At 65.7% G+C, this 26788-nt stretch carries 23 protein-coding genes and 2 pseudogenes; 11 read left to right on the forward strand and 14 right to left on the reverse strand.

Going from position 1 to position 26788, the window contains the following annotated elements; genetic code table 11:
* Nucleotides 1-179: 179 nt before the first annotated feature.
* Complete coding sequence (locus VFH65_RS11670) at nt 180-1295, reverse strand: FAD-dependent oxidoreductase (RefSeq protein WP_353321607.1); 1116 nt, start codon at nt 1293-1295, stop codon at nt 180-182.
* Nucleotides 1296-1328: 33 nt separating this feature from the next.
* Nucleotides 1329-5219, reverse strand: coding sequence for an ATP-dependent RNA helicase HrpA (gene hrpA / locus VFH65_RS11675; RefSeq protein WP_353321609.1), 3891 nt, complete (start codon nt 5217-5219; stop codon nt 1329-1331).
* Between the two features lie 167 nt (nt 5220-5386).
* Between hrpA and VFH65_RS11680 the strand changes: the two genes are divergently transcribed.
* Nucleotides 5387-5761: a VOC family protein gene (locus VFH65_RS11680; RefSeq protein ID WP_353321611.1), complete on the forward strand. Its 375-nt coding sequence runs from the start codon at nt 5387-5389 to the stop codon at nt 5759-5761.
* On the opposite strand, the gene VFH65_RS11685 is transcribed toward VFH65_RS11680, so the two are convergent.
* On the reverse strand, nt 5758-6651 hold the full coding sequence (locus VFH65_RS11685; protein WP_353321612.1) for a mycobacterial-type methylenetetrahydrofolate reductase: 894 nt from the start codon (nt 6649-6651) through the stop codon (nt 5758-5760). The genes VFH65_RS11680 and VFH65_RS11685 overlap by 4 nt on opposite strands.
* Before the next feature lie 162 nt (nt 6652-6813).
* On the reverse strand, nt 6814-7047 hold the full coding sequence (locus VFH65_RS11690; protein WP_353321614.1) for a DUF7218 family protein: 234 nt from the start codon (nt 7045-7047) through the stop codon (nt 6814-6816).
* A gap of 90 nt (nt 7048-7137) precedes the next feature.
* Here VFH65_RS11690 and VFH65_RS11695 point away from each other — a divergent pair, with 90 nt between their 5' ends.
* On the forward strand, nt 7138-7836 hold the full coding sequence (locus VFH65_RS11695) for a TVP38/TMEM64 family protein (protein WP_353321615.1): 699 nt from the start codon (nt 7138-7140) through the stop codon (nt 7834-7836).
* Here VFH65_RS11695 and VFH65_RS32060 read toward each other — a convergent pair.
* From VFH65_RS32060 to VFH65_RS11735, 7 genes and pseudogenes are all read right to left on the reverse strand, one after another.
* A complete protein-coding gene (locus VFH65_RS32060) occupies nt 7833-8111 on the reverse strand; it encodes a nitroreductase/quinone reductase family protein (protein ID WP_414688402.1) in 279 nt (92 codons plus the stop codon). The two genes, VFH65_RS11695 and VFH65_RS32060, sit on opposite strands and share 4 nt — an antisense overlap.
* A 72-nt stretch (nt 8112-8183) precedes the next feature.
* Nucleotides 8184-9254: a cupin domain-containing protein gene (locus tag VFH65_RS11710; RefSeq protein WP_353321618.1), complete on the reverse strand. Its 1071-nt coding sequence runs from the start codon at nt 9252-9254 to the stop codon at nt 8184-8186.
* 136 nt (nt 9255-9390) lie between these two features.
* Nucleotides 9391-9862: pseudogene (locus VFH65_RS11715) on the reverse strand (hypothetical protein); the annotation flags it as partial.
* Between the two features lie 64 nt (nt 9863-9926).
* Nucleotides 9927-10352: a cupin domain-containing protein gene (locus tag VFH65_RS11720; RefSeq protein WP_353321619.1), complete on the reverse strand. Its 426-nt coding sequence runs from the start codon at nt 10350-10352 to the stop codon at nt 9927-9929.
* Nucleotides 10353-10375: 23 nt separating this feature from the next.
* Complete coding sequence (locus VFH65_RS11725) at nt 10376-11098, reverse strand: SDR family NAD(P)-dependent oxidoreductase (protein ID WP_353321620.1); 723 nt, start codon at nt 11096-11098, stop codon at nt 10376-10378.
* A 9-nt stretch (nt 11099-11107) separates the two neighbouring features.
* Nucleotides 11108-11722, reverse strand: a complete 615-nt coding sequence (locus VFH65_RS11730) for a sigma-70 family RNA polymerase sigma factor (RefSeq protein WP_353321622.1) — start codon at nt 11720-11722, stop codon at nt 11108-11110.
* Nucleotides 11723-11755: 33 nt separating this feature from the next.
* Nucleotides 11756-12517 (reverse strand): SDR family oxidoreductase, encoded by a 762-nt coding sequence (locus VFH65_RS11735; protein ID WP_353321624.1) that lies wholly within the window; start codon nt 12515-12517, stop codon nt 11756-11758.
* Nucleotides 12518-12788: 271 nt separating this feature from the next.
* Here VFH65_RS11735 and VFH65_RS11740 point away from each other — a divergent pair, with 271 nt between their 5' ends.
* Nucleotides 12789-13196 (forward strand): hypothetical protein, encoded by a 408-nt coding sequence (locus VFH65_RS11740; protein ID WP_353321625.1) that lies wholly within the window; start codon nt 12789-12791, stop codon nt 13194-13196.
* Between the two features lie 221 nt (nt 13197-13417).
* Here the strand turns inward: VFH65_RS11740 and VFH65_RS11745 are convergent, their stop codons facing one another.
* Complete coding sequence (locus tag VFH65_RS11745; protein ID WP_353321627.1) at nt 13418-14092, reverse strand: nitroreductase; 675 nt, start codon at nt 14090-14092, stop codon at nt 13418-13420.
* A gap of 207 nt (nt 14093-14299) precedes the next feature.
* Here VFH65_RS11745 and VFH65_RS11750 point away from each other — a divergent pair, with 207 nt between their 5' ends.
* The 3 genes from VFH65_RS11750 to VFH65_RS11760 all read left to right on the forward strand — a co-directional run bounded on the left by VFH65_RS11750 (nt 14300) and on the right by VFH65_RS11760 (nt 18312).
* Complete coding sequence (locus tag VFH65_RS11750; RefSeq protein WP_353321629.1) at nt 14300-15058, forward strand: SDR family oxidoreductase; 759 nt, start codon at nt 14300-14302, stop codon at nt 15056-15058.
* Nucleotides 15055-16785 (forward strand): FAD-dependent oxidoreductase, encoded by a 1731-nt coding sequence (locus VFH65_RS11755; RefSeq protein ID WP_353321630.1) that lies wholly within the window; start codon nt 15055-15057, stop codon nt 16783-16785. The genes VFH65_RS11750 and VFH65_RS11755 overlap by 4 nt, the downstream gene beginning before the upstream one ends.
* 300 nt (nt 16786-17085) lie before the next feature.
* Nucleotides 17086-18312 (forward strand): NAD(P)/FAD-dependent oxidoreductase, encoded by a 1227-nt coding sequence (locus VFH65_RS11760; protein ID WP_353321632.1) that lies wholly within the window; start codon nt 17086-17088, stop codon nt 18310-18312.
* Nucleotide 18313: 1 nt separating this feature from the next.
* Here the strand turns inward: VFH65_RS11760 and VFH65_RS11765 are convergent, their stop codons facing one another.
* Together VFH65_RS11765 and VFH65_RS11770 are read right to left on the reverse strand one after the other, a co-directional pair.
* Entirely contained in the window at nt 18314-21094 is a 2781-nt protein-coding gene (locus VFH65_RS11765) for an ATP-binding protein (protein WP_353321634.1), read from the reverse strand.
* A gap of 310 nt (nt 21095-21404) precedes the next feature.
* Nucleotides 21405-22160, reverse strand: a complete 756-nt coding sequence (locus VFH65_RS11770) for an SDR family oxidoreductase (protein WP_353321636.1) — start codon at nt 22158-22160, stop codon at nt 21405-21407.
* 45 nt (nt 22161-22205) lie between these two features.
* Between VFH65_RS11770 and VFH65_RS11775 the strand changes: the two genes are divergently transcribed.
* From VFH65_RS11775 to VFH65_RS11795, 5 genes and pseudogenes are all read left to right on the forward strand, one after another.
* Nucleotides 22206-22370 carry a hypothetical protein gene (locus VFH65_RS11775; RefSeq protein ID WP_353321638.1) on the forward strand — a complete coding sequence of 55 codons (165 nt, stop codon included), beginning with the start codon at nt 22206-22208 and terminating at the stop codon, nt 22368-22370.
* Nucleotides 22371-22508: 138 nt separating this feature from the next.
* Nucleotides 22509-22811, forward strand: a complete 303-nt coding sequence (locus VFH65_RS11780; RefSeq protein WP_353321639.1) for a hypothetical protein — start codon at nt 22509-22511, stop codon at nt 22809-22811.
* Nucleotides 22812-22822: 11 nt separating this feature from the next.
* Complete coding sequence (locus VFH65_RS11785; protein ID WP_353321641.1) at nt 22823-23041, forward strand: hypothetical protein; 219 nt, start codon at nt 22823-22825, stop codon at nt 23039-23041.
* Nucleotides 23042-23087: 46 nt separating this feature from the next.
* Nucleotides 23088-25625, forward strand: a complete 2538-nt coding sequence (locus VFH65_RS11790) for a DEAD/DEAH box helicase (protein ID WP_353321642.1) — start codon at nt 23088-23090, stop codon at nt 25623-25625.
* 223 nt (nt 25626-25848) lie between these two features.
* Nucleotides 25849-26788 (forward strand): annotated as a pseudogene (locus VFH65_RS11795) (hypothetical protein); the annotation flags it as partial.

The raw sequence follows: 26788 nt of genomic DNA on the forward strand, positions 1-26788 counted from the left end.
CCACCGCACCCATCACCACCCCCACCGCGACAACCCCCGCTGAGCCCGGCCGCGGACTGGCGATGCCCCGACGCACACACACCCGCACCCAAAACCGCCAACGCGCCATCCAAACCGAACGCCAACTCAACAACAACCACAGCACCCAACGCAACAAACCGCCGCCGTTCTGATGACGGCTATGCCTTGTCGCGCACGCCGCGATATAGGCCCCATCGGACCACCCATGGCATCAGCACGCGGTCGATCGACCATGCCGGGAAGTGGAAGGCGCGGCCCTTGGGCCCGAAGACCTCCAAGCCGTCGGCCTGGATACCAATGATGGAACCCCACCGCCGTTTGGGCGGCCGGAAGCTGCGCAGCGGTCGTCCCTCGAATTCGGCGCGGACGTTATGCGCGACAAGCGCGTCGGCTCGGTTGCGAGCCGAGCTCCGAAGCGGATCCGTCGCCGCGACGTCGCCGACCGCGAAGACGCCAGGGTGATCGGGCACCCGCAGCTGCGGCGTCACGCGCACAAAGCCGTGTTCATCGAGGAGTTCTGTTGGCAGCCAGTCGGTGTTGGGCCGCACCAGACCTATCGCCCACAGCACAGCGTCGGCCGACGACGGCGACTGGCCGGTGCTCCACTGCACGGGCTCACTGGTGATCTCGTCGCACGCGAACCCGTCCGGCAGCACTGCGCGGTGCCCCGGGTGCAGCCGCACACCGACCTCGGTGAGTCGCTGTTGAATACGCGCCCACGTTCGAGGATGGTGTTGCGGCAGCCCGCGATCGCCCGGGAAATACAGATCCACCCGCTTGGCCGGCCACCTGATCGAGATGTTCGCGGCGCTGCTCACCGCAGCAGCACCGCCACCCACGACCATCACCGACTCCGCTGCCGCCAAGCGGCGGTGTGCCGCTTGCAAACTGGCCTCGATCTCCTCATCCGACTGCAGGCTCGGGCGCCGCCAGAAGCCGTTGGTGACACCAGTCGAGATGATCAGAGCGTCGTAGGGCTGGGTCACTGGCGAGCCATCGTTGCGCTCAACGAAGACAAGTCGCTCGGCGAGGTCGACGCCGGTCAGCGTGCCGTGAACCGTTTTGACGCGGTCAAGGCCGCGGAACCTGTCGAACGCGATCCAGTTGTCCCTGGCCCAATCGTTCGGCCGCGAGATACGCAGTCCGAGTTCCTGGCCGCTGACCAGGGCGGGTTTGGCCGAGATGCCGACGACGTCGACGTGCCTCGCCAGCTTGATCGCCGCGAGGACGCCGCTGTCGCCGAGCCCAGCAATGACGACGCGCTTTCGTCCCACTGCGGGAGAGTAGCGCGGTCGACATTCGCGGACTCAGCCCGTCACAGCGTCGATCGCCCGGTAGATGCGCTGCTCGCTCACAGGGCGGGCGGTGCCGAGCTGCTGGGCCCAGAGGCTCACCCGCAGTTCCTCGATCATCCAGGCAATGTCACGGACATCAGCAGCCGCCGCCCGTGCTGGCGAAAGTGCTTGCAGGAGTTCGTCATACGCATCCTGCACGGCGCGCACCTGCTCCATTCGCTCACGGTCAGCCGCGATGCCGTGCGGCAGCCGCTCAAGCCGCCGCCCGATGCCGGTGACGTAACGCGTGACGTCGGCCAGCCGCCCTGGCCCGGTCGCGGTGACGAAGCCCTTCGGCAACAGCCTGCCCAGCTGCGCGCGGATGTCGGCGATCGCCTCGGCCTGAGCAGGCGACGGCTCTGCCGGTAATGCCAGCTCCACGTCATGCGCCGCAGCCAGTGCCTTCTCCACACGTGCGACGACATCGAGGGTGGTCGGCACCAACGCATCAGCCACCTTGTCCCGCAGCGCAACGAAGTCGCCGCGCGTCCATGCCAACCCAGGCGCAATGACGGCTGTCGCCGCGTCGGCGCAGTCTTCGATCAGCGCGGACAGCGACCCGTCCGGATTGGTGCCGAGCACTAGTCGTGTGCGCGGATCCAGTGCCCGCTCGACTGCCTTGACCGGCGACGGCACCGACAACCGCAACAACCGGCGGGTGCCGGGCCCCATCGCCGCGTCCTGCTCGGCCTGCGCTGCGAACACCCGCAGATCGACGGCGGCGCCCCGATCGACCAGCGCCGGGAATCCGCGTACGGCGTGGCCGCCGCTGATCCGCTCGACACTGCGGGGAACCTCGCCGAGGTCGTCGGGCCAGGTTCGCAGCCCGGTGCGTTCCAGCTCTCCAGCGACCGCATCGGCGACGGCCTTCCGGGCCGGCGCGGCGAGCTGGTGCTGCAGCGCGTCGAGATCCTTGCCACGCGCCACCTCGGTGCCGTCGGCTGACTCGACGGCGAACGTCACCCGCAGGTGGGCCGGCAGCTTGTCAAGGTCGAACGCATCGATCGGGACCAGAACACCGGTGCGTCGCCGCAGCTCCCGCTGCAGACCCTCCAGCAGAGGTTCGTCTCCCGGCTCCAGCGAGGCGAGCACCACGCGCGCGGTGTCCGGTGCGGGAACGAAGTTGCGGCGCAGCTCCTTTGGAAGTGAACGAATCAACGCCGTGACGAGCTCCTCACGTAAAGCCGGTATCTGCCAAGCAAATTCGTCCCCGCCCACGCGTGGGAGCACCTCGACCGGCACATGCACAGTGACACCGTCGTCGAAGGCACCGGGCTCGAAGCGGTAGGTGAGCGGTAGCGAGAGGTCGCCCGCCTGCCACGCGTCCGGCTGGTCACCCGCCGAGTCGTTGCGCAACAGGTCGTCACGACCCATGGTCAAGAGGTCAGGCGTCTTGTGCCGCTGCTTCTTCCACCATGCGTCGAAATGCCGAGCGGACACGGCTTCGGCAGGGATGCGGGCGTCGTAGAACGCGTAGATCTCGTCGTCACCCACCAGGAGATCTCGCCGACGTGCCCGCTCCTCCAGCTCCGCCAATTCCTCACGCAGCCGCACGTTGTCGCGGAAGAAGTGGTGACGGGTCTGCCAATCGCCCTCGACGAGCGCGTGCTGGATGAACAGCTCACGCGCCAGCTGAGGCTCGATCTGCGCGTAGTTCACCCGTCGGCGCGGCACCAGCGCAAGGCCGTAGAGCGTCACCCGCTCAAAGGCCATCACGGCACCGCGCTGGGCGTCCCAATGAGGCTCGCTGTAGGTGCGCTGCACGAGGTGGCCGGCGACGCGTTCGACGTCCTCCGGCTGGATGCGCGCGGCTATCCGTCCGTACAGCCTGCTCGTCTCGACGAGGTCGGCGACGACGATCCAGCGCGGCGGGCGCTTGGTGAGCACCGAACCGGGTGCAAGGACGAACTTCGAATTCCGTGCACCGGCATAGTCCCGCGAGTCACCTTCTCGCATGCCGATATGCGACAGCAGGCCTGCAGTCAGCGCTGCATGCACCCGCGCGGCATCGGCCGGCTCGTCCTGCTCGCGGATGCCCATGTCCCTGGCGATGCTGCGCAGCTGCCCGACGAGGTCCTGCCATTCGCGGATACGCAGATAGTGAAGGAACTCCTCCCGACACATCCGTCGAAAAGAGTTGCCGGACCGTTCTTTTCGCTGCTCTCCCAGGTAGCGCCACAAGTTCAGGTAGGAGATGAAGTCGGAGTGCTCGTCGGCGAACCTGGCATGCTTCTGCCGCGCGGCGTCCTCCCGGTCAGCAGGCCGTTCGCGAGGATCCGGAATCGACAACGCCGCGGCGAGCACGAGCACCTCGTGGACGCACCCTTCGGCATCGGACTGCAAGATCATCCTGCCCAGTCGTGGGTCGAGGGGCAGCTGCGCGAGGCGGCGGCCGACGTCGGTGATCGCGCCGTCGCTGCCGAACGCGCCGAGTTCTTGCAGCAACTGCACACCGTCGCGGATGCTGCGCTTGTCCGGCGGGTCGAGGAAGGGAAAGTTCTCCATGTCGCCCAGCTGCAGGGCGGCCATCTGCAGGATCACCGCGGCGAGATTCGTCCGCAGGATCTCGGGATCGGTGTAGCGCGGCCGCGACGCGAAGTCCTCTTCGGAGTAGAGGCGGATGCACACGCCTGGTGCGGTGCGCCCGGAACGCCCTGCACGCTGCGCGGCGGAGGCCTGTGAGATCGGCTCGATCGGCAGCCGCTGCACCTTGGTCCTGCGGCTGTAGCGCGAGATGCGTGCGGTGCCAGGGTCGACGACATAGCGGATGCCCGGCACCGTCAACGACGTCTCGGCGACGTTGGTGGCGAGCACAATTCGGCGGCCGGTATGCGGTTGGAAGATGCGCTGTTGCTCGGCGGTGGGGAGTCGGGCGTAGAGCGGTAGCACTTCGATGCGGTCGACGGCGCCTCGCAACGCTTCGGCGGTGTCGCGGATCTCGCGCTCGCCGGACAGGAAGACCAGAACGTCGCCAGGCGGTTCGGCTTCCAGCTCATGCACGGCGTCGATGATTGCTTCGGTCTGGTCGCGCATCTCGGTGCGGACGACCTCGTGATCGGGATCGTCGGGGTCATCATCATCTGTTGACAGCGCGAGGACTTCCAATGGGCGGTAACGGATTTCGACCGGGTAGGTCCGCCCCGACACCTCGACGATCGGCGCGTCACCGAAGTGCGCGGCGAAGCGCTCCGGTTCGATGGTGGCCGACGTGACGATCACCTTGAGGTCGGGGCGGCGCGGGAGCAGTTCGCGCAGATAGCCGAGCAGGAAGTCGATGTTGAGGCTGCGCTCGTGGGCCTCGTCGAGGATGAGCGTGTCGTAGCGCAGCAGGCGGCGGTCGCGCTGGATCTCGGCGAGCAGGATGCCGTCGGTCATCAGCTTGATCAGGGTGCGGTCGCTGGCTTGGTCGGTGAAGCGAACGGTGTAGCCGACGGCTTCGCCTAGTGGGGTGTGCAGTTCATCGGCGATGCGCTGAGCGACGGTGCGGGCGGCCAGCCGGCGCGGCTGGGTGTGGCCGATCGTGCCCCGGATACCGCGGCCGAGTTCCAGGCAGATCTTGGGCAGCTGGGTCGTCTTGCCTGACCCGGTCTCACCGGCGACCACGACCACCTGGTGCTCGCTGATCGCCTTCGCAATCTCGTGGCGCAGCTCGCTGACGGGCAGGTCGGGATGCGTGATGGCCGGGACGGCGGAGGTGCGGGTGGCAACCAGGGCCTCGGCGGCGGTGAGTTGTTGGGCGAGCTGCTGCAGCTTCTCCGGCTTCGCGCCGCGAAGATTCTTGAGGCGACGACCGAGGAGGGCGGCGTCGCGGATGGTCAGGCCGTCAAGCCGCTTACGCAGCTCGGCGACTGACGGTTCGGACACTCGCGCCAGGATAGGCGGCCACGACGATGCCATGTATGGTGGCCGAGTCGAAAAAGGCACGACCGGTTGATCAGGTAAGCCCGGTCACTTCCTCAGGGAAGCTCTGTTCCGCACTCCAGCGAGAACCCACGGCTCCATGGTGAACACGCGCCCACAGGAGTGCCTCAATGATTCTCAACCATCTCGATTTGTACGTACCCGATGTCGTCGCGACCCGCGATTTCTTCTTGCGGCACTTCGACTTTCGTCATGACCGGACCCTCGGAGCCGACGCATTGGCGATATTGCACGACGATGCCGGAATGGAGCTGGTGATCAGCAAGCCGGTCGCCAAACGCGGGGGTGCCGACCAGGTGACGCTTGGCACCACGACGTATCACATCGGATTCCACTTGCCGTCGATGGCGACAGTGGACCAAGTATTCTGCGGTGTGCGCGATGACCAACACGTCGATCCCCCGCGAGTGATGCGGGGCCGCTACCTCTTCTACTGCATCGCGCCGGGCAACGTCGTCATCGAGGTGGCCGCCGCTGCGGTTTAAGCCTTCGTCGGCGACCAGTAGGCGAGCATCTCGGCGAAGGTCTCGAACGCGGGAGTGGACACGCCGTACGTCGCCTCCAGGTGGATGCTCAGCGGGAAGCCGAGGTCGGCCACACCGTCGATCACCCGCTTGTAGAAGTCGACCATCAGCTGCCGCTTCTTCGCCGGCTCGGTTTCGGCCAGTTTCCTGACGAAATCCTGCTCGTCGGCGACAGCTTGGTTGCCGGGGTCCTGGATCAGCCAGTTGATCAGGCCGACCTTGGCCTCCATCTTCGGGACGAACCCGAACGACAGCAGGATCTCTGGCCGGTGGTCGGTGCTCTTGGCGAATTCGGTGAGGAAGCCGACGATCGCGTCGGAGTACAGCAGCTGGGTCATGCCGTAGGTGGCGCCCTGGTTGCACTTGAAGTTGAAGCGGCCATGTTCGCCGTCGCGGGTGGGGATGAGGATCGCGCCGCGGTTGGGCACGACCTGGTCGTAGAGGGACAGGGCGTCGGTCGGCGCGACACCGGAGCCGTCGCCGTCGTTCATGGTTCGTGGGACGCCGACGAACGCGATGCCGTCGAAACCGGCGGCGCTGAGGTCCGCCAGGCGGCGGCCCAGGGCCGACTCGTCGAGGAAGGCCGTGACCTGGGTGCACAGCCCGTTCATGCCGGGCAACTCCGGTTTGATGATCGACCAGAAGTCGAGGACGTCCATCTTCGGCTTCATCTCGATGGGCCGGTCGTCGTCCTCCTCGATCATGCCGGGGATCATCACGTGCCGGATGCGCCCATCCAGGCCGGTTTCGGCCGAGCAGCGCTGCACCTTCTGCGCGTCCTCCAGCGCCTGTTCGCGGCCTCGTTCCACGTTCGGCGGCACGAGTTCGAGCGCGATGGTGTTGAGGGTCACGAAGCCTGCTCCCGGTCGGACGATTGTCGGCCTCGCCGCGACGGGTCAACTCTGACCAGGCTTCGCGACATATAGCCGGACCACACAATACCGAGCAGACCTGGGTGATCCACAGTCCCCGTCAGCAAACTGACGCGACCAGGACCGCCACTCGACCGAGGACTAGCTCGACTTCTTGCCGCCCTTGCGGCCAGCCTCCTTCTTCTGGGCCGTATTGCCGCCGCTGCCGGAGCCACTGCTGCGCTTGCTCTGGGCACTGCCTGAACTCTTGCCGCCTCTGCTGGAGGATCCAGGCGAATTCGCGATCGCCGCGGCGCGCGACTTGCTCATGCCTTTCTCGCGCAAGCCTTCGTACTGCTTGTCGTTCTTGACGCTTGGACCATGATCCTTGGCCACTTTGGCCTCCTTTCACGCCTGGCGTCGGGTACCCGATATGAGGCGTCATCATTCGGATGCGTCGCCGTGGTGCGGCAGGATTGCGTCAGCATGACCACCAGCGACGGTTCCCCCGCCACGACCCGACGGCGACACATCCTGCGGCTCGCCCTGTTCGTCGCGTTCCTGCTCGGACTGTTTTATCTGGTCGCTGTCACACGGGTGGTCGATGTCGAGGATGTCCGGCGCACGGTGGCTGCAGCCGGCCCGGCCGCGCCGCTGCTCTACGTCGTGGTGTCAGCCGTGCTCGGCGCAGTGTTCGTGCCGGGCCCCCTGCTGGCCGCGGGCAGTGGTGTGTTGTTCGGGCCGTGGCTCGGCACGTTCGTGACGCTGTGCTCCGCGATGGGCACCGCGGTCATCACCAGCCTCATCGGCAGGCGGGCAGGCCGCGGCAGCGCTCGTGCACTGCTTGGCGCGCAACACGCCGACCGCCTCGACGCACAGATCGATCGCGGAGGATTGTGGGCGGTCGTCGGCCAGCGTTTCATCCCAGGCATCTCCGATGCGTTGGCTTCCTACGCGTTCGGCGCGTTCGGAGTTCCGTTGTGGCAGATGGCCGTTGGGGCTTTCATCGGCTCGGCGCCGCGCGCATTCGTCTACACCGCGCTAGGCGCGTCGATCGGAGATCTGTCGGCACCGTTGGCATATGCCGCCATCGGGGTGTGGTGTGTGACCGCCATCGTCGGGGCCTTCGCGGCGCGAAGCGGCTATCGGGTATGGCGCCGCAGCCGGGCAACACCAAGCGGCTAATCCGCTGTGCGGTAGACGAATCGGACGAACGGCAGGTGTAGAGCGGACTGGCGGTAGTCGACTTCAGCCCCGTCGACCGAGTGCCAGTCGCTGCTGAGCAGTACCGCTGGCATAGCGAGCGTCCGGTTGCCCACGCGGATCGTCACATCGGGGTTGTGACAAATGTTTCGGTACCAACCTGCGCCGGGTCCCCAGCCTGACGCGACGACGTAGTGACGCGGCCGACGTGGTTGAGCAATAGCAGCCGACGACCGAGAAGCCAGCCGAATTTGAATCGATAGAGATGGATCGGCATCCGCAACGCGGCTCGAAGCAAGCCCGCCGGTGGCCGGTCGACGTCAACGAGCTTATGTCTCACTCCCTGCGACCTCGCGGGCATCGACGGGATTGATGCGGTTGACGATCAGCGGATCGGCGGGCGTGAAGGGGAAGTCTGGGAGGTCGTCGATGTGCGTGTTGAACGTCGCGGCGAGAACTTCGCGGGTGTAGGCGCTGGCCGAGGCACGGTAGCCTATATCGGCGGGGAATGGCTGGTCGAAGAAGATCAGAAAATGCCAGTCCGGCGAGTCGACGACCTCGATGTGGTGAGGGTAGGCCCGCGGGATGAAGTAGGCGTCACCCTCCTTCATATACCAGGTGTCGAGAGAACCGTCGGGGTCCATGACGGTCATCCGGGCCGAACCCCTTTGCACATAGCCCATTTCAGCCGTGTTCGGATGCCAGTGCGGTTCCCGCATCCCGTCTTCGCGAATACGCAAGGAGTACATCGACAAGTCTTTCAACGCCGGCCAGTACTGCACCCGGGCGAATCTGGCATTGCCGACGGCATAGTCGAGCGGCGCTTGCTGCGCTTCGATGGCGAACTTGTGCGGATCCGCAAAACGCGCACCGTCGGGGATCACCGGCACTCCCTGTCGCGCAGCTAGTTTGTGGTCGGCCGTGCTGCGCCGGATGGCCGAAAAGTCCGATGCAGGCAGGTCATAAGTGTTGCCCAGCACCGCATCCGTCATCGCACCGAACGCGGCACCCAGACCGAAGTCTTCTGGCCGCTCGTGACGAAAGGTGATGATGAACTCGGCGACGTCCTCACCGATGTTCTCGATGTGGTGCAACGAACCGGAATCGACATGAAACATCTCCCCGGCACTGACTATGAACGACGCGAACTTGCTGCCGTTGTCGAGTACCGACACCAATGCGGTCCCGGACACGCAGTAGGTGAGTTCGTTGGCGTTGGCGTGCCAGTGCGGAGTGCGCATTGCGCCCGGGTTCAGCAGCACCCGCTTGATCGACATGCCCTTGAGGATCGGGAAGTTGTCGGCAGTGACCCGTCGCATCGAGCCAAGCTCGGACTCCTCGACGATCTCGCCGTCCAGAAGTGAGATGGAATGGCTGCTGCGGGTGATCGTAGTGGTCATGGTTGCGCCTCCTCGCATCTGGCTACCAGGCCGGCAGGTCGCCGTCGGTCCGCAACGAACTCTCCTCTGCGCCGCCGCTCTTGTCATCCACGTTGGCAGCAGATCTGCTCTACCTGCTAGCCGCTATAGGCCTGCGGGCACGCAACCAGATCCGTCCGCTGGCAGTCCGATCGGTGCGCAGCAGCGCGTGCACCGGTTCTTCTGCCAGCACCGGCTGGTAGTCGCCGTTGGCGCCCGAGTGGTAGTTGGGCCATGAGATCGTCGGGGTGTCCTGGTCGTCGCACATCGTCGCCGGGTCGACGGTCTTGTCGTGGAACTCGTTGACCACTCCAAGCGACCCGAGCCGGCTCAGGCAGCAACCCAAAGTCTTGATGATCGCGCGCGGTGAGCACACCGCCACCGTTCTCGCGGAACCTCCGGATGGCGTAGGCGTCGGAGGCAGTAAGGCCGTCACCGACATCGACGGCCATCAGCCACACCTGGTCGTAGCCGAGATCGTCGACGTGACTCAGCACCGGATCGTCGCCACCCCGGTTGGCCCGATTGCGTGCGATCACTTCGTGACCGGCAGCACGCAGCTCGTCGGTCAACAACGAGAAGCGGGTGATGTCCTAGTCATCGGGGTGCGCCGGGATTGTCGTCTGCAGCAATATCTTTGACATCTGATGGTCCTTAAGTGACGTCGTTCAACTCAGCCGGCACACGAAGGTGCCTGCGCGCGGCCAGTTCCTCTTCGTCGACGAGCTCGAGCATCGGCTTGCCGGGAACGCAGAGCATCGTGACCGTGAAGCGGCACCTCATGTCGTCGCGGTTGTTGCCGTCCGAGTAATGGATGACGTCGCCTCCCGGCTCCCAGAACGCTTCTCCGGCCCGGACCACTCGGGGCGGCTGGCCTTCCAGCTCGAAGAGCATTTCGCCCTCCAGCATGTAGCCGAAGGCAGGACCGCTCGGATGCCGGTGTGGCGGTGCACCCGTGCTACCCGGCGGGTAGTCGATGACAACGGTCATGGCATGTGCGCCTTCGGGTATGAACGGCGGCTGCGCTTCCTGCACAACCGTCAACGCGTTCTCCCATCCAGCGTCATATTTCTTCGACATCGGTCATTCCTCCTTGGTTGTGTTCAGATAGCGCTGCCGCCGCCATCGGCGTGCAGGGTCGAGCCGGTGATGAAACTCGCGCGCGGCGAGGCGAGAAAGAGCACTGCGTGCGCGATCTCTTCGGGATCGGCGGTGCGACCCAACGGCAACGCCCGTCCGAGTTCTTCGTTGACGTCTCCCCATTCCGCCTCGACGCCTTCGGTTTTGGTCGGTCCGGGCGCGACGCTGTTGACCCGAACTCCGCGCGCGCCGAACTCGACGGCCCAGGTGCGGGTGAGGGATTCCACGGCTGCCTTTGAAGCGCTGTAGGCGGATGCCCCGCGAACACCCTTTGAGGCAACCATGCTCGTGACGTTGATGATGCAGCCGCGTCCACGCTTGAGCATTCCCGGCACAACGCCGGCGGCCAGGAAGTAGGTGCCGCGGACGTTGGTGTCGAACGTCTTCTCGAACGACGTGATCTCCTGCTGAATGGTGGTCGCCGAGGGGAAGTTGGCAGCGTTGTTAACCAGTATGTCGACGTCGCCAGCTTGCGCGGCAAGCCATTTCACGGATTCGATGTCCGATAGATCGGCCTGGATGAATCGCACGTTCCCGTTGATCCTCGCGGCCGCGCACTTGCCACGCTCCGCGTCTCGACCGGTGATGATGACGGCGGTACCTTCGCGGGCCAGTAGCCGAGCGCACGCCAAACCGATGCCCGCGGTTCCGCCGGTGATCAACGCTGTCTGATCGGTCAGTTCCATTGCAGACTCCTATGCGATGCGGGGTTCGGCCGCGGCGAGGCTGCCGCGGGTGGGGGCGACGTGAGACAGTGCGACGCGGAGCCGCTGCCGGCCACGGGAGACCCGGGACATGACCGTGCCCATCGGAATGTTCAGCATCGCCGCGGTTTCCGCATACGTGTATCCCTGGATGTCGGCGAGGTACACCACCGTCCGGAAGCTTTCGGGCAGGCTGTCCATCGCTGCTTTGATTTCATTGTCCGGCAACGCATCCAGGACTTCGGCCTCTGCGGAGCGCTGCCCGGCGGGCAGTCGTGCGAAACCCCCGACCAGGTCCCGCTCAGCGATTTCGGCGACAGAAACTTCCGCAGGACGGCACTTCTTGCTGCGGTATGCGCTGACCCAGCGGTTGTACAGGATCCGGAAGAGCCACGCCTTGAGGTTGCTGCCCTCCTGGAACGTGTGAAATCCCGCGTATGCGTGTAACAGCGCATCTTGCAGCAGGTCTTCAGCGTCGGCCTCGCAACGGGTCAGCCGTCGCGCTCCACGGGATAGAACCTCAAAGAAGGGTTCCGCTTCACGGGCGAAGCGTGCCGCGAGTTCGGTGTCCGGCTCGGACGTGCTGCGTATGGAAGTGATTGTCATGATTGATCTCCTCGAAACCGTTGCGCCGACGGGTTATCGGACCGGAGCCGGCGCGTTGTCAATGAGCCAGTCCTCGAAGCGGGTGGGATAAACGATTGCGTCGGGACCTGGCACCAGCGTGTGGTCGTCGAGTACGACGCCGAAGTAGCGTGCTTGGGTATCGGTCACGACGCGGCGGGTGTCGCCTTGCGCACGGAGCCGGGCGCGAACCAGTTCGTCGAGCGGATACCGGTTTGGGCCTGCAACCTCGAGGGTGCCGCCGACGGGTTGGCCGACCGCGATGCGGGCAACGGCGGTTGCTACGTCATCGGCCGCCATCGGTTGGTTGAGCGCGGACGAGATCCGCACGGTGTCGCCGTCGGTCGCCGAATCCGCGATGCGCCCGACGAACTCGAAGAACTGCGTTGCGCGCACGATGGAGAAGGGCATCGCCGATTCCGTGATGAGCCGTTCTTGTGCTGCCTTCGCCCGGAAGTACCCGCTGTCTTCCAGTCGATCGGTCCCGACCACAGACAGTGCGACGTAGTGCGATACACCGGTCGTCTCGCCTACGGACAGCAAGTTGCCCGTGGCGGTGGTGAAGAAGTCCCATGCAGGCCCGTCTTCGAATGACGGGGAGTTGGACACGTCGACCACGACCTGCGCCCCGGTCAGCGCTTCGGCCAGGCCCTCACCGGTGAGGGTGTTGACTCCGGTGTTCGGCGCCGCGGCGATCGCCTCGTGACCGTGCTCGGTGAGCTTGTCAACGACCTTCGAGCCGATGAGCCCGGTGCCGCCGATGACTACGACCTTCATTTGAACCTCCAGGTTGCTGTGGTTGCCTGCAAGATCAGCCTCGCGGTTGCCGCGGCGAAGCGAACCCTTGGAAGTTCGTAGTCAGTAGTCCGTAGTCAGCAGTGGTGAGCGGTGTCAGTGGTTTCAGCGGCCTGACGAGCGCCTTCGCAAACTGGAGTAGTCCACTACCCCATTCGGGTGGACTCCCCACACCGACGATGTCTCCACGCGAAGGTCGCCCTTGTTGTTGGGATCGGTAGCTGGGGTGGCGCCTCATGAAAGGAACCAAACGATGAACCGAATTTCGCGGTTGGCAACCACCGTGGTCGTGTCGGGCGGTTTGGGCCTGGCCGGTCTGGGTCTGGCCACCGGCTCCGCTGAAGCCGACCCTGCCTGGGGCCCCAGCTATTCAGACGGGAACTGCCCGCCTGGGGTCGGCGCCTGCACTCGCTGGTGCCCCGGCGACACTCCTTATTCCTGGAGCTACATGGTCAAATGGGACTGGAACGTCTGCCACGATTGGTACTGGAACTCTGAGGGTGTCGTCGACATCGCCTCCAACACCATCTACCCGTGGCACGGCGTTCCGCATCAGGCGCCCCCGCCGCCTCCTCCGCCGGCGGGTCCCCCGCCCCCGCCTCCTCCGCCTCCGCCCGGGATCTGCATTCCGTTCATTGGCCCACCGCCGTGCGGCCTCTAGTGAACAACGAGTTGCCACGCAATAGGCGCCGTTCCTCCCGTCACCGTCCCGAGTGCCATCGCCCGTCGGGTGGTTATAGAAATTGCCCACGTACCGAGCGACAACGATTTTGTCGCTCGATACGTGGGCAATTTGGACAGAAGCTCAGGGCGAGGATGATCGCCAACGCTCCGCGATCTTGATCGGCCCCGCCGAAACAGAATTCCGGGGCGCTTAACTCGTCATTCGGGGAAATCTCCGATGAACGTGACCGTCTCGTCGAGCTGCGCCCGCCCCGTGCGGATGTAATCCACGGTGACGTCCTCGTACCCGATCGACATGCCGCAGAAAAGCATCAGTTCGTCTGGAGGCGAGACGACCTCCGCAACGGTCGTGCGAACCTTCGCCCACGACATCTGCGGGCAGCTGTGCAGTCCCTCGGCGCGCAGCAGCAGCATCACGGTCTGCAGATACATCCCGAGGTCGGCCCACTGTGGCCGTCCCAAGTCGCGGTCGATGTAGCAGAACAAAGCGGCGGGCGCGCCGAAGCAGTCCCAGTTCGCAATGGCGGCCCGCTGGCGTGCCTCCCAGTCCTCGCGTGCAACGCCGAGCGCACTGTAACGCTCCTTGCCGAACGCGGATCGACGCTCGTCGTACGGCGATTTCAGTGCGGGCGGGTACATCACGTACTCCGGCTCGTCCCACGGATCGCCGGCAGCCACCCGCTCGACGGCGACCTTCTTGAGCTGCGCCAGAGTCGGTCCGGTCACCACATAAATGCGCCACGGTTGGAGGTTCGATCCCGACGGCGCCCAGGCTGCTGCGGACAACACACGCTGCAGCACATCCGTCGGCACGGCCTCGTCGGTGAACGCACGCACCGCCCGTCGGGTCTGGACCGCCTCGTAAACGTCCACGATTACCTGCCTTCCACATCAGAACCCGTTCCAGACTGTCGAATTCAGTCTGGCGGTGGCAGAACGTGAGCGAACCCTTGGAAGTCCGTAGTCATTAGTCCGTAGTGATGGGGACAACAACTCGCATCCTTGGGACGGGATGAATCCGCGGAGCGTGATCCGTTCTGGCCCCCAGGAAGCTGTGCACGGATCGAAGAAAGGCTCATCATGAGAATCGTCGTCATCGGGGGTACCGGCCTCATCGGCTCAAAGTTGGTGCACACCTTGACCGAACACGGGCACGACGCCATTGCCGCTGCTCCGTCGACCGGCGTGAACGCGGTCACCGGCGAAGGCCTGTCCGACGTTCTGTCTGGCGCTCAGGTCGTCGTCGACGTGACGAACTCGCCGTCGTTCGAGGAGGTCGAGGCCATGGACTTCTTCAAGAAATCGACAACCAACCTCCTCGCGGCTGAAGCCGAAGCCGGTGTCGCCCATCATGTCGCGCTGTCGGTCGTGGGCACCGACCGGATGGCTCCGCAGAGCGGCTACTTTCGGGCAAAGCTGGCCCAGGAAAAGCTCCTCGGCACCGGCCCGATCCCCTACACGATCGTGCACGCGACGCAGTTTTTCGAGTTCCTCAAGACCATCGCGGACGCGGCGACCGTCGACGGCACGGTGCGCCTGCCCGACGCGCTCATTCAGCCGATGGCCTCTGCCGACGTCGCCGAAGCCGTGGCCATCGCCGCCGTCGGTGAACCGGTCAATGGCATCACCGAGATCGGCGGACCGGAGCAGTTCCGCCTTCCCGAACTCATTCGGACGGCGCTGACCGCCCGTGGCGATGGCCGCGAGGTCGTCGCGGACCCCGCCGCAACCTATGTGGGAGTCAAAGTCGAGGAGCACACCCTGGTCCCCGGCGACGGCGCAACCCTGTTCGACATCCGGTTCGAGGACTGGATTCTCGAAACGGCTGCCAAAGGATGACCAGCACTGAACAGCAGATCGCAACCTCCGTCCTGGTCATCGGGACCGGAGGATCCGGGCTGCGAGCGGCGATCGAATTGGCCGAGCGAGGAGTCGACGTCCTTGTCGTTGGCAAGCGGCCCAAGATGGACGCGCACACCACTTTGGCGGCCGGTGGCATCAACGCGGCCTTAGCCACCGTTGATGCGGATGACACCTGGCAGCAGCACGCGGCCGACACCCTCACGGAAAGCTACTTGCTTGCAGACCCGGTGACGGTGCAGGTGGTCACCGAGGGCGCCGCGGAATCGATCGCGGACCTGGAGCGCTACGGCATGGTCTTCGCCCGTGAAGAGGACGGCCGAATCTCTCAACGTTTCTTCGGCGCACACACCTTCCGCCGCACCGCATTCGCCGGCGACTACACCGGGCTGGAACTGCAGCGCACGTTAATCAGGAGGACGGCGGAGCTCGGCATTCGCATCCTCGACTCCGTCTACATCACCAAGCTGCTCGTCCGCGACAACGTCATCTTCGGCGCGTACGGCTTCAACCTTCAGAACGGCACCCGCTACACCGTGCACTCAGATGCTGTCATCCTGGCCACCGGTGGGCACACTCGGATCTGGCGGCGCACGTCGTCGCGTCGCGACGAAAACACCGGTGACTCTTTCCGATTGGCGCTCGAAGCGGGCGGGCGTCTCCGCGATCCGGAACTCGTCCAATTCCATCCGTCCGGGCTGATCGAACCAGAAGATTCCGCGGGCACCCTGGTGTCCGAGGCGGCTCGCGGCGAGGGCGGCGTCCTGCGCAACGACCTCGGTGAACGCTTCATGAAACGCTATGACCCCGACCGGATGGAACTGTCCACCCGAGACCGGGTCGCACTCGCCGCCTACACCGAGATCAAGGAGGGCCGCGGCACACCCCGCGGAGGTGTGTGGTTAGACGTCTCACACCTGCCGCGTGAGCAGATCATGGATCGCCTGCCGCGCGTCTATCAGACCTTGATGGATCTTCAGTTGCTCGACATCACCACCACGCCCATCGAGATCGCGCCCACCGCACACTATTCGATGGGCGGTGTATGGGTTCGCCCCGGCGATCACAGCACCGACGTCGAAGGTCTATACGCGATCGGCGAGGCATCGAGTGGCCTGCACGGAGCAAACCGTCTCGGCGGCAACTCTCTGATCGAATTACTCGTCTACGGCAAGATCGCCGGTCAGGCAGCCGGCACGTACTCCGCTCAGCTCAATGCCCAACAACGTTCGCGTGCAGCGGTTGCCGATGCCCGAAACGAAGTCGACGAGATCCTGGCCACCAATGGTCCGGAGAACGTCCGATTCCTCCAACGCGCACTGCGCAACGCCATGACCGAGCACGCCGGCGTTGTGCGCGACGAGGCTGGGCTACTCAAGGGGCTCAACGAGCTGGCGCAGATTGAAGACCGGCTGAGCGATGTTGGCGTGCACCCGGATATCGCGGGGTTCTACGATCTCGCCCACGCATTCGACCTCAAGGCCAGCGTCATCGCGGCGCGGGCCACGCTCGAGACAGCACTGGAACGCCGCGAGACACGCGGCTGCCACAATCGCTCCGACTACCCGCGCCTCGACGAAGCGCTGAACGTCAACCTGGTCTGGTCTGGCCCCGGCCGTATCGAACGCGAAGCCATTCCCGGTATACCACTGGATATTTCGGCTCGGATGCGTGCAGTATCCACCCTCGGCAAGCTCGTCGAATAAGACCGCAGTGCTAGCTTGCCCAGGAATCAGTACGCAGGTGCCACTGCGCCTCCTGGGCCGTCAGCTCGTCAACTCCTGGCTGGGCCGTTCCGCGAAACCCTTTGCGCCCATTGGGGTGAACATCTAGACGGCGCTCGCCACCGAGGAGCCGCGGACGCTCAGCGGCAGCCACGTAGTGGCCTCGCATCACCGGCGGGAAGTTTCGGCCTTGGGATGAGTTCACGATCTTCGATGCGTTCTGGGCATCAGGACGCCGGCATGCACGCCGGTCGACACAAGCAAGGAAGGTGTCTTGAGGGCATGACTGAACACAACGCACCCACGAAGGTAGTCGTCATCGGCGGCGGCTACGCAGGAACACTGGCGGCCAACCATTTGCGGATGCGCGGCGACGTCGACATCACGCTGGTCAACCCCCGCCCGAAGTTCGTCGAGCGCATCCGGCTGCACCAGCATGTGGCCGGCAACTACGACGCGACAGTCGACTACGGCACACTGCTCGGTGAAGGCATCAAGCTCGTCATCGACACCGCGACCCGCATCGACACCGCCAAGCGCACCGTCGAACTGGCGACCCGTCCGGCGCTGGACTACGACTACGTGATCTACGCGGTCGGCAGCACCGCTGCCGTGCCCGCCTCAGTTTCTGGCGCCGCCGAATTCGCCTATCCCATCGCTGAATTGGAGCTGGCGCAGCGCCTGCATGCCGCCATCGATGGTCTGCACCCTGACGCCCCCATCACCGTCGTCGGAGCCGGATTGACCGGAATCGAGACAGCCACCGAGCTCGCCGAGCAGGGCCACAACGTCACGTTGGCCTGCGGCGGCCAGCTTGGGCCGTACCTGTCCAAGCCGGGCCGTCAGTCGGTCGCCAAGGTGCTGACCAAGTTGGGGGTCTTAGTACTCGAGACAGATGTCGTGACCGAGGTGCGGCCGAACGCCGTGGTCTACGCCGACGGCGCGGTGCGCCCGAGCGCGGTCACGATCTGGACGGCGGGCTTCGGTGTGCCCGACCTTGCGGCCACCAGCGGTCTGCGCACCGACGCCGTGGGCCGACTGCTCACCGATGAGACTCTGACGAGTCTGGACGATCCGCGCATAGTCGCCGCGGGCGATTGCGCCTCCCCGTCAGGCGTCCCACTGCGGATGAGCTGCCAGTCCGCCTCGCCGCTGGGCGCGCAGGCGGCCAACACCGTCCTGAGCCGCATCGCAGGCACCGCGCCTGCGGACATCGACCAGGCGTTCGCCGGAGCCTGCATCAGCCTGGGCCGCAAGTCGGGCATTCTGCAGTTCGCCCGCAAGGACGACACGGCGGTGAACATGTACTTCAGTGGCCGTTTCGTCGCCTCGATCAAGGAGGGGGTCTGCAAGAGCACGCTGTGGGCGCTGCGCCGAGAGGCGGCCAAGCCCGGTTCCGCGTTCTGGCTCAAAGGCGGGCCCCGTCCCGGAAAACCGGCGTTCGACCCGAACGTGGTCGCGGAAAACCTGATTACCTCAGACGAGCCTTCAGAAGGAAGTCCGGCTTGAGCTAGCTCGCCCAGGAAACAGTACGCAGCTGCCTGCGTGAGGTGATGCCGAGCTTGACGAAGACCTTCCGCAGGTGCCATTCGACGGTGTGCGTGCTGATGAACAACTGCGCACCGATCTCCTGATTCGTCAGACCGTCGCCTGCCAACCGCGCGATCTGCGCCTCCTGTGCAGTCAGCTCGGTGCCGGAGGTGACCTGTTGCTTGCGCACCTTCTCGCCGGTACCCACCAATTCCCGCCGGGTGCGCTCCGCGAACCCGTGTGCGCCCATTTTGGTGAACATCTCGTAGGACGTCGTGAGCTGTTGGCGGGCATCGAGTTTGCGCTTTGCGCGGCGCAGCCACTCGCCGTACAAGAAGCGAGTGCGTGCGAGGTGCGGGCCGATCCGGGCGCGCTCGAGACGCTCGATCGCCTCAGCGAATAAGCTCTCGGCTTCTTCATGCGGGGCGAGCAGGGCTCGCGCTGCGGCGACCGCACCCAGCCCAAAGTCGGATGCACTGGTGCCAGCTCGCTCCTCGAGCAGCGACAGTGCCTGAGCGGCCGATTCGCGATCGCCCATATGCACCGCGGCTTCGATGAGTTCGAGGAGGCACACACCGTAGAAGCCCAAATCCTCGTAGCCGCAACACTCACGCGCTGCTGCGAATGCCTCCTCGTAGCGGCCAAGTCCATTGAACAGAACGGCAGCGGTGTACTTGGTCAAGGCAACCAGTCGGCCTTCACCCTTGGCGGCCCCAGCCGCGGCGGCTGACTCCATCAGCTCGACTGCTTCTGCGTGGTCGCCCCGCCATGCTGCAAGGGTCAGCGAATGGTACTTCACCGGTGTGTGACCCATCGAGGCGGTGGTTGCCTCTACTTCTTCCAGAACCCTTGCCGCCATGGTGAACTCGCCGTTATAGACGTGCACCCCGGCCCGATAGGTGAGCGCCGAAGGTAGAACCGCCAGTGCGCCGGTGTCACGTGCCCGCCGAACCATTTCGGTTGCGATCTCCTTCAAGACCGCGTCGTCCCACAGTTCATGCGCGGCGGACTCCTGCGCTATCGGGAACGGCCACAGCCGGGCCTTGCCGTCGACCTTCTGCCCGGCATTCCAGAGCTCGAGAGCGGAGCGCAGGTGGGCCGAGCCGGCTCCGGGACCGTCGAGGATGCGGCTTGTCATGCCGCTCAACAGGAAGTCGATCGGCCGTTTCAGCTCAGTCAGCCGACTGACCGCCGATCGACCGGCTTCGGCGACCTCGGTGAGCCTGCCCGGTTCGCCGAGTCGACCCGCGTACATGGACGCGGCGAGCGCCTCGAGATATGTCTCGCGCGCCAGTTCGTCGTCAAGGCCGTCGAGTTGCCTGGCGGCACTGAGTAGTCGCGCCGCGGCTTCAGTCGTCCGAAGCGCTCCCGCCTCGCCGGCACGGCTGCGGACGAACTCCATTTGCGCGCGCATCCTGGCGACCTGGGCCCGCTGGAGGTCTGAGAGCGGTCCCGACTCGGCTATCGCGAGAAGTGCGTATGCCGCGTCGGGTGCGGCCGCTTCACGCTTGGCCTGCGCGGCGGCGATCGCCCTGGCGCCGCGCAGGACCGGATCCGACGTGAGCACCGTCGCGCGCTCCAAGAATGCCGCCGCCGCCGCGACTCCGCCCCTGCTCTGCGCCCGTTCGGCAGAGGTTTCCAGCTCGGCGGCCACAGCGTCGTCGGGTCCCGTCGCGGCGTTTGCGCCGTGCCATGCGCGTCGGTCCGGGTCGACGTGGCGATCGGTGGCCTCGGCCAACGCCGCATGTATCGCCCGGCGCGCGGGCAAGTCGGCTGCACGGTAGGCAGCCGAGCGCATCAGCGGGTGGTGGAAGCGCATGCGCGGACCGAACTCGAGGATGCCCGCGGCCTCCGCCGGCGCCAGCGCGTCGACCGGTATGCCCAGGTGCGCCGCGACGCGCAGGAACAATGCGGCGTCGCCCACTGGCTCGGCGGCCGCGACGAGCAACAGTCGTTGGGTATCGGCCGGGAGAGAGTGGATGCGGCGCACGAAGCTCTCTTCGAGAGCTGCCGCCGAGGAGCGCTTACCCGCAATCCAAAACCCGCCGGCGAGCTCGGCCGCGGAGACGTTGCGCGGCACTTCGAGCAGGGCCAGCGGAATCCCCCGCGTCTCCGCGACTATGCGGTCTTTCACACGCTTGTCGATCGGTCCCACCAATACCGAATCCAGCAGCTCTCGCGCGTCGGCGTCGGACAGGCCGCCGATGTCCAGACGAGGTAGGCCGACGAGCACGTCGGCTCCGCCGTCGCGTACCGCGAAGACCAAGGCGACCGGCTCGGCCAGCAGGCGTCGCGCGACGAAGCCCAACGTCTGCACGGACACCTGATCGAGCCACTGCGCATCGTCGATGATGCACAGCAAGGGTTGGTCATTGGCGGCGGTGGCCATCAGGCTAAGCACCGCCAGCCCAACCAGGAAACGGTCAGGGGCCTCCCCGACGCCACGCCCAAAAGCCACGTTCAGTGCCTCGCGCTGTGGTTCGGGCAATTCGTCTACGTGATCCATCAGCGGCGCACACAACTGCTGCAGGCCGGCGAACGCGAGCTCCATATCGGACTGCACGCCTGCGACCTGAGTGCAGCGGAACCCCGACGCCAGCTCTGAGGTGTATTCGAGCAACGCGGTCTTGCCGACGCCTGCCTCTCCGCGGAGCACAAGCACCTGGCAACTACCCGATCGGACGGTTGAAATCAGGGTCCGAAGCGTCTCGCATTCGCGTGCGCGGCCGCGCAGACGTTGCCCCCGACCCTCGTTCGGCATCAGCGACTCCCGCGTCCGGTTTAGGGAGAAACCTACCGGTAGGCCGCGCGCGAAGCACGTGGGAGGGTCAGCTGCGGAACGTCGCCGTCTCGTCGAGCCGCCGCCGCCGTACGGGCGAATCGGGATCGGGCGGCTCCATATGTGCTGTCATCGTGCCCTGTGTCGGTCCGGTGGCAGGTGGGACCAGCCACGCTCTGCTTGGCGCATACCCCGCAGGGCCGCCTGAAACCCGGTGCTCCCGCTCTTAACTCGCGACTCGACCGGACCGTGACGGGCCATACCGCCCGCCGTGACACGGGGCTTGAATTGGTTACGCCTTGGCGACCGATTCGAGAATCCAGTCCTCGAACCGGATGTCGAAGAGGGTCGCACCGTGTCCGGGGACGAGGGTGCGCTCTTCGATTGCGACACCCCAGTAACCCGCGTCGGGGTCGGCGATGACCCGGCGCGCATCGCCGCGGGTGGTTAGCGCGGTCCGGATGAGGTCGGGAAGGCGGAACTGCTCGGGTCCACCTACTTCGACGATGCCGTTCACCGGTTCGCCGACCGCGGCGATGGCAACCGCCTCGGCGACGTCGGCCGAAGCCATCGGCTGGATGAGCACGGGTGGCAGATGGACGGTGTCGCCGACGGTCGCCGAGTCGGCGATGGTCTTCAAGAACTCGAAGAACTGCGTCGCGTGCACAATCGTGTAGGGAATCGGGCCAGCGCTGATGAGCTCTTCTTGCGCCAGTTTGGCTCGGAAGTACTCGCTTTTGGGTGCCAGACGGTCGGTGCCCACGACCGACAGTGCAACGTGGTGTGCGACACCGGCTTCGGCCTCGGCGGCGAGCAGGTTTGTGGTCGCCTTTGTGAAGAACTCCATGGCTGCACCGTCGAGCGTCGGGGAGTTCGACACATCAACGACCGCCTGAGCGCCGGCCAGCACGTCGGACAGACCCTCGCCGGTGATGGTGTTCACACCGGTCGACGGCGCGGCGGCGATGGCGTCGTGACCGCGTTCGGTCAAGTCGTGCACCACCTTTGAGCCGATTAGGCCGGTCCCTCCGATTACGACGATCTTCATGTTGAGCCTTTCTTGGGTGTTCAGCCTTCTCGACGCCCAGAACGGATGGGCGATCGCGAATTCATCCCAGCGCGAAGATTTCTCGCGCGCCTGAATGTTCCGATACTCGGTGGGCTGCCACTCGGACATGGCAAGGAGCCGTTGGCGGTACCTCTCGGAGCGACGGCCGTTCTCGATACGGCGTCAAACACGCTGGGATTCAACTCCTAGCCCGCGACGACATTTGGCCCCGAAGAAACCCTCAAGAAAACTGTCCGTTTGACGCGAGGTCGGCACTCCTACTTATGACAGCGGCACATCCGGACCGTTGCAAGACCTCGGCACAACGCCTGTGAAGGAGGAAGCTTCATGCCAAGCGTCACGTTCAGTCACATCGGCTTCATCACGGCCATCGAGCCCGGCGACACCCATCACGTCTCATGGAATAACGCCGCGGCCCAACGGGTGTGGGCATTCAGCGTAGACGCAATGCTCTCGCTGAAGATCCCGCCCGCCGTCGGAGCGTCTGCCCGCGTCGAGATCACCCGCGTCGAACATCGCGAGGTCAACAACGGCTCAGGCGATCTCGAGAAGGAGATCCACTGGTGGATCAAGAACACGGGAACCACCGACGCCAGCTACGCCATCCACATGGCGACGATCAGAGAGTGAGGACAAGTGCCATGAAAGTACTAGTGCTGGCTGATGCAGCCGGAAACATCCGATCGGTGGCAGTCCCAAACCCGGAGCTGCCGGGCAAACTGCGATTAGAGATCGAGGGCGGACCGGCGGCTCGCGAGGTCGAGGTTGACGAAGACGAGATCCGGCGCGACGACCTGCTCGGCCAGAAGGGCGCTAGAGCGCAGGGACGCGCCCTCCAGAAGCTCAGCCAGCTGATGTAGGGCAGCGCGGCGGCGAGAATCCCGATCGGGCACGCTGTTCCTCACGATGTCCGTCCCACCTCTGCTCGCCGGCCCGAGCGACCTGTCTGCCCTGCGCGCGAAGGGCGGCGACGCCGACGAGCTGTTCGCCTCCTTCGCCGCATGGGCCGAGGCGAGCGGCACGGTGCTGTATCCGGCGCAGGAGGAAGCACTGATCGAACTGGTCAGCGGCGCGAACGTGGTCCTGGCGACGCCGACCGGCTCAGGCAAGTCACTGGTGGCCACCGGCGGGCTGTACGCGGCGCTGGCAGCGGGCCGGCGCAGCTACTACACCGCGCCGATCAAGGCACTGGTCAGCGAGAAGTTCTTCGCCCTGTGCGACGTGTTCGGTGCGGCCAACGTCGGCATGCTGACCGGCGACGCCTCCGTCAATCAGGGGGCGCCGATCATCGCCTGCACCGCAGAGGTATTGGCCAACATCGCGCTGCGCGAAGGCGCAGACGCAAATATCGGCCTGGTGGTCATGGACGAATTCCATTTCTACGGAGACCCCGACCGCGGGTGGGCGTGGCAGGTGCCGCTGCTTGAACTGCCGAAGGCGCAATTCCTGCTGATGTCGGCCACTCTCGGCGACGTCACGTTCCTCCGCGAGGACCTGACCCGTCGCACTAGCCGGCCGACCGCGCTGGTCGCCAACTCCGAGCGCCCGGTTCCGCTGCACCACTACTACGCGACGACGCCCATGCACGAGACGATCGCCGACCTGCTCGACACGAAGCAGGCGCCGATCTACGTCGTCCACTTCACCCAAGCGTCCGCGCTGGAGCGCGCGCAGGCGCTCATGAGCGTCAACGTGTGCACCAAGGAGGAGAAGAAAGCGATCGCCGACCTGATCGGCGGGTTCAGGTTTTCGTCTGCCTTCGGGACGACGCTGTCGCGACTGGTCCGGCATGGGATCGGCGTGCACCACGCCGGCATGCTGCCCAAGTACAGGCGATTGGTGGAACAGCTTGCCCAGGCCGGCCTGCTCAAGGTCATCTGCGGCACCGACACCCTCGGCGTCGGCATCAACGTGCCGATCCGGACCGTCGTCTTCTCGGCTCTGTCGAAGTACGACGGCGTTCGTACCCGGCTGCTCAACGCCCGCGAGTTCCACCAGATCGCTGGGCGGGCCGGACGTGCGGGCTACGACACCGCAGGCACCGTCGTCGTCCAGGCACCCGACCACGAAGTCGAGAACCTCAAACAGTTCGCCAAGGTTGCCGACGACCCCAAGAAGCGGCGAAAGCTGGTGCGCCGCAAGGTTCCCGAGGGCATGGTGCCGTGGAGCGAGTCGACCATGACGCGACTCGTCGAAGCCGCCCCTGAGCCGCTGACCAGTAACATGCGGGTGTCGACGTCGATGATCCTCGACGTCGTCGACCGTCCCGGTGACCCATTCGTCGCGATGCGCCGGCTGCTCACCGAGAACCACGAGCCGCGCAAGCGGCAACTACGACACATCCGAGAGGCGGTCGGCATCGCCCGTTCGCTATTGCAGGCCGGCGTCTTGGAGCGGCTCGACGAACCCGACCCCGACGGGCGCCGCTACCAGCTGACCGTCGACCTGCCGCCCGACTTCGCCCTCAACCAGCCGCTGTCGACGTTCGCGCTCGCCGCGGTCGACGTGCTCGACTCGTCATCGGAAACCTATGTGCTGGACGTCGTTTCGGTCATCGAAGCCACCCTCGAGGACCCGCGCCAGATCCTTGCGGCGCAGCTGAAGAAGGCCAGGGGAGAGGCCATCGCCCAGATGAAGGCCGAGGGCATCGAGTACGACGAGCGCATGGAGCTGCTGGACGACGTCACCTATCCCAAGCCGCTCGACGAGCTGCTCGGGCACGTGTACGAGGTGTACCTGCAGAGCAACCCGTGGGCCGCTGACGCGCAACTGTCGCCGAAGTCGGTCGTGCGTGAGATGTGGGAGCGGGCGTTCACCTTCCGGGAGTTCGTCAGCGTCTACGGGCTGACCCGCTCCGAGGGCGCAGTGCTGCGCTATCTCTCCGACGCCTTCAAGGCATTGCGGTCCGGAGTTCCCGCTGCAGCGCGGACCGAGGAGGTCACCGACATCGTCGAGTGGCTGGGTGAGCTTGTGCGCCAAGTTGATTCGAGTCTGCTCGACGAGTGGGAACAGCTCACCAACCCAGAAGAGTCGCTGGACGCGCCCGTGGCGGTGCCTGCTCGACCGCGCCCGCTAACCGGAAACGAGCGGGCCTTCACTGCGATGGTCCGCAATGCACTCTTCCGTCGGGTGGAGCTGTTCGCGCGGCGTCGCGCCTACGACCTCGGCGAGCTGGACGCCGGCTCAGGGTGGACGTCCGAGCGCTGGGAGGAGGTCATCGATGCCTACTTCGCGGAGCACGATGACGTGGGCACCGGCGCCGACGCCCGGGGACCGGCCTTGCTGATCATCGACCGCCGGCCCGACGTGTGGCGGGTGCGGCAGATCCTCGACGACCCTGCAGGCGACCACGACTGGGGCTTCGACGTTGAGGTGGATCTCGAGGCGTCCGACGAAGAGGGCTCGGCGGTACTCCGCGTTGTCGACGCCGGGCGTCAGGACTAGTCCTCCAGGGTCGAACCCTCCCTAGCAAATTTGAGTTGTTTACCTCCTGTGCCGGGCTGAATCGGTCATGCACAGTACGCAGTGAGCGTGCGCGGGCCGGCTTGCCGCGGATTGGCAAACCGCCATCGAGTCAGGATGCGGTCGGTACGTCGCCCAGCGGGCCTGCGCATCTCACCGGTTCATCAGTTCAGGGGCGCAGTGCGTCTCGGGAAAGGATCTGGCAATGGCGATTGTCGCGAAGAAGACCATGCTCACCGCCGCGGTGGCCGTCGGCGCGCTAGCCGCGACGGGCATCGCCTCCACCGAAGGGCAATCGCCCTCCGTGCTGGAGCGTGAGCAGTCGGTGACACTGTCGTCGGCACCGAACCTCGCGGCCATTGCCATGCCCAACAGCCTGTACGCAGCGCGGGTCGGGCTGCCAGCCACCGGCGCGCCAGGCGCCGCTCCCACGGTCGCACCCGGGGGCAGCCCCCTGATCGGAGATGCGGGCGCGCCCCCTACCGGTCATGCACCTGTTGTGGCGCCCGGCGGCGGCACCACAGCCGCTGCGACGACCCCACGCCACTTCACGCCCTCAATCCTGGTGCGATCGGCGGCCGCCCGAACCGGCGACGCATCGGCCGCACAGGCAGCGCCGCTGGGCGTCACACAATCGAGCGCGGGCGCGCTCGAGTTCTCTCCCCCGAGCGCGGCGGACCTGGCCGCGTTCGATGCCATCGGCAACCTGATCGGCGCCGCCATCGGCATTTTCATCAGCAACGGCGACGAGCCGGGTGAGAACGGCGGCCTGCTCATCGGCAGCGGCGCCGACGGTGGCCCCGGCCAAGCCGGCGGCAGCGGTGGAAACGCCGGTCTCATCGGTAACGGCGGCGCCGGGGGCAACGGCAGCGATGCGACGGTCGCGACCGGAGACGTCACCGCGGGCGCGGGCGGCAAGGGCGGTAACGGCCGCATAGTCAACGGCGACGGCGGCAACGCCGGCAACGGCGGCAACGCCGGCAACGGCGGCGCTGGCGGTGACGGCGGGTCAGGAACCTCCACCACCGGCAGCGGTCTCGGCGGCAATGGCGGCAACGGCGGCACCGGTGGTGACGGAGAGTCCAATGGCGGCGCGGGTGGCAACGGAAGTACCACCGATGGGGTGAATGGCCACGGCCCCAACG

Origin of the sequence: Mycobacterium sp. (genome assembly GCF_035697385.1) — a bacterium.
Lineage (GTDB): Bacteria > Actinomycetota > Actinomycetes > Mycobacteriales > Mycobacteriaceae > Mycobacterium.

Bases quoted from the DNA above. Each gene is read 5' to 3' on its own strand.
- VFH65_RS11680 (WP_353321611.1), top strand. From the start codon at position 5,387: ATGATTCTCAACCATCTCGATTTGTACGTACCCGATGTCGTCGCGACC.
- VFH65_RS11695 (WP_353321615.1), top strand. From the start codon at position 7,138: ATGACCACCAGCGACGGTTCCCCCGCCACGACCCGACGGCGACACATC.
- VFH65_RS11710 (WP_353321618.1), bottom strand. From the start codon at position 9,254: ATGACCACTACGATCACCCGCAGCAGCCATTCCATCTCACTTCTGGAC.
- VFH65_RS11720 (WP_353321619.1), bottom strand. From the start codon at position 10,352: ATGTCGAAGAAATATGACGCTGGATGGGAGAACGCGTTGACGGTTGTG.
- VFH65_RS11725 (WP_353321620.1), bottom strand. From the start codon at position 11,098: ATGGAACTGACCGATCAGACAGCGTTGATCACCGGCGGAACCGCGGGC.
- VFH65_RS11730 (WP_353321622.1), bottom strand. From the start codon at position 11,722: ATGACAATCACTTCCATACGCAGCACGTCCGAGCCGGACACCGAACTC.
- VFH65_RS11735 (WP_353321624.1), bottom strand. From the start codon at position 12,517: ATGAAGGTCGTAGTCATCGGCGGCACCGGGCTCATCGGCTCGAAGGTC.
- VFH65_RS11740 (WP_353321625.1), top strand. From the start codon at position 12,789: ATGAACCGAATTTCGCGGTTGGCAACCACCGTGGTCGTGTCGGGCGGT.
- VFH65_RS11750 (WP_353321629.1), top strand. From the start codon at position 14,300: ATGAGAATCGTCGTCATCGGGGGTACCGGCCTCATCGGCTCAAAGTTG.
- VFH65_RS11755 (WP_353321630.1), top strand. From the start codon at position 15,055: ATGACCAGCACTGAACAGCAGATCGCAACCTCCGTCCTGGTCATCGGG.
- VFH65_RS11760 (WP_353321632.1), top strand. From the start codon at position 17,086: ATGACTGAACACAACGCACCCACGAAGGTAGTCGTCATCGGCGGCGGC.
- VFH65_RS11765 (WP_353321634.1), bottom strand. From the start codon at position 21,094: ATGCCGAACGAGGGTCGGGGGCAACGTCTGCGCGGCCGCGCACGCGAA.
- VFH65_RS11770 (WP_353321636.1), bottom strand. From the start codon at position 22,160: ATGAAGATCGTCGTAATCGGAGGGACCGGCCTAATCGGCTCAAAGGTG.
- VFH65_RS11775 (WP_353321638.1), top strand. From the start codon at position 22,206: ATGGGCGATCGCGAATTCATCCCAGCGCGAAGATTTCTCGCGCGCCTG.
- VFH65_RS11780 (WP_353321639.1), top strand. From the start codon at position 22,509: ATGCCAAGCGTCACGTTCAGTCACATCGGCTTCATCACGGCCATCGAG.
- VFH65_RS11785 (WP_353321641.1), top strand. From the start codon at position 22,823: ATGAAAGTACTAGTGCTGGCTGATGCAGCCGGAAACATCCGATCGGTG.
- VFH65_RS11790 (WP_353321642.1), top strand. From the start codon at position 23,088: ATGTCCGTCCCACCTCTGCTCGCCGGCCCGAGCGACCTGTCTGCCCTG.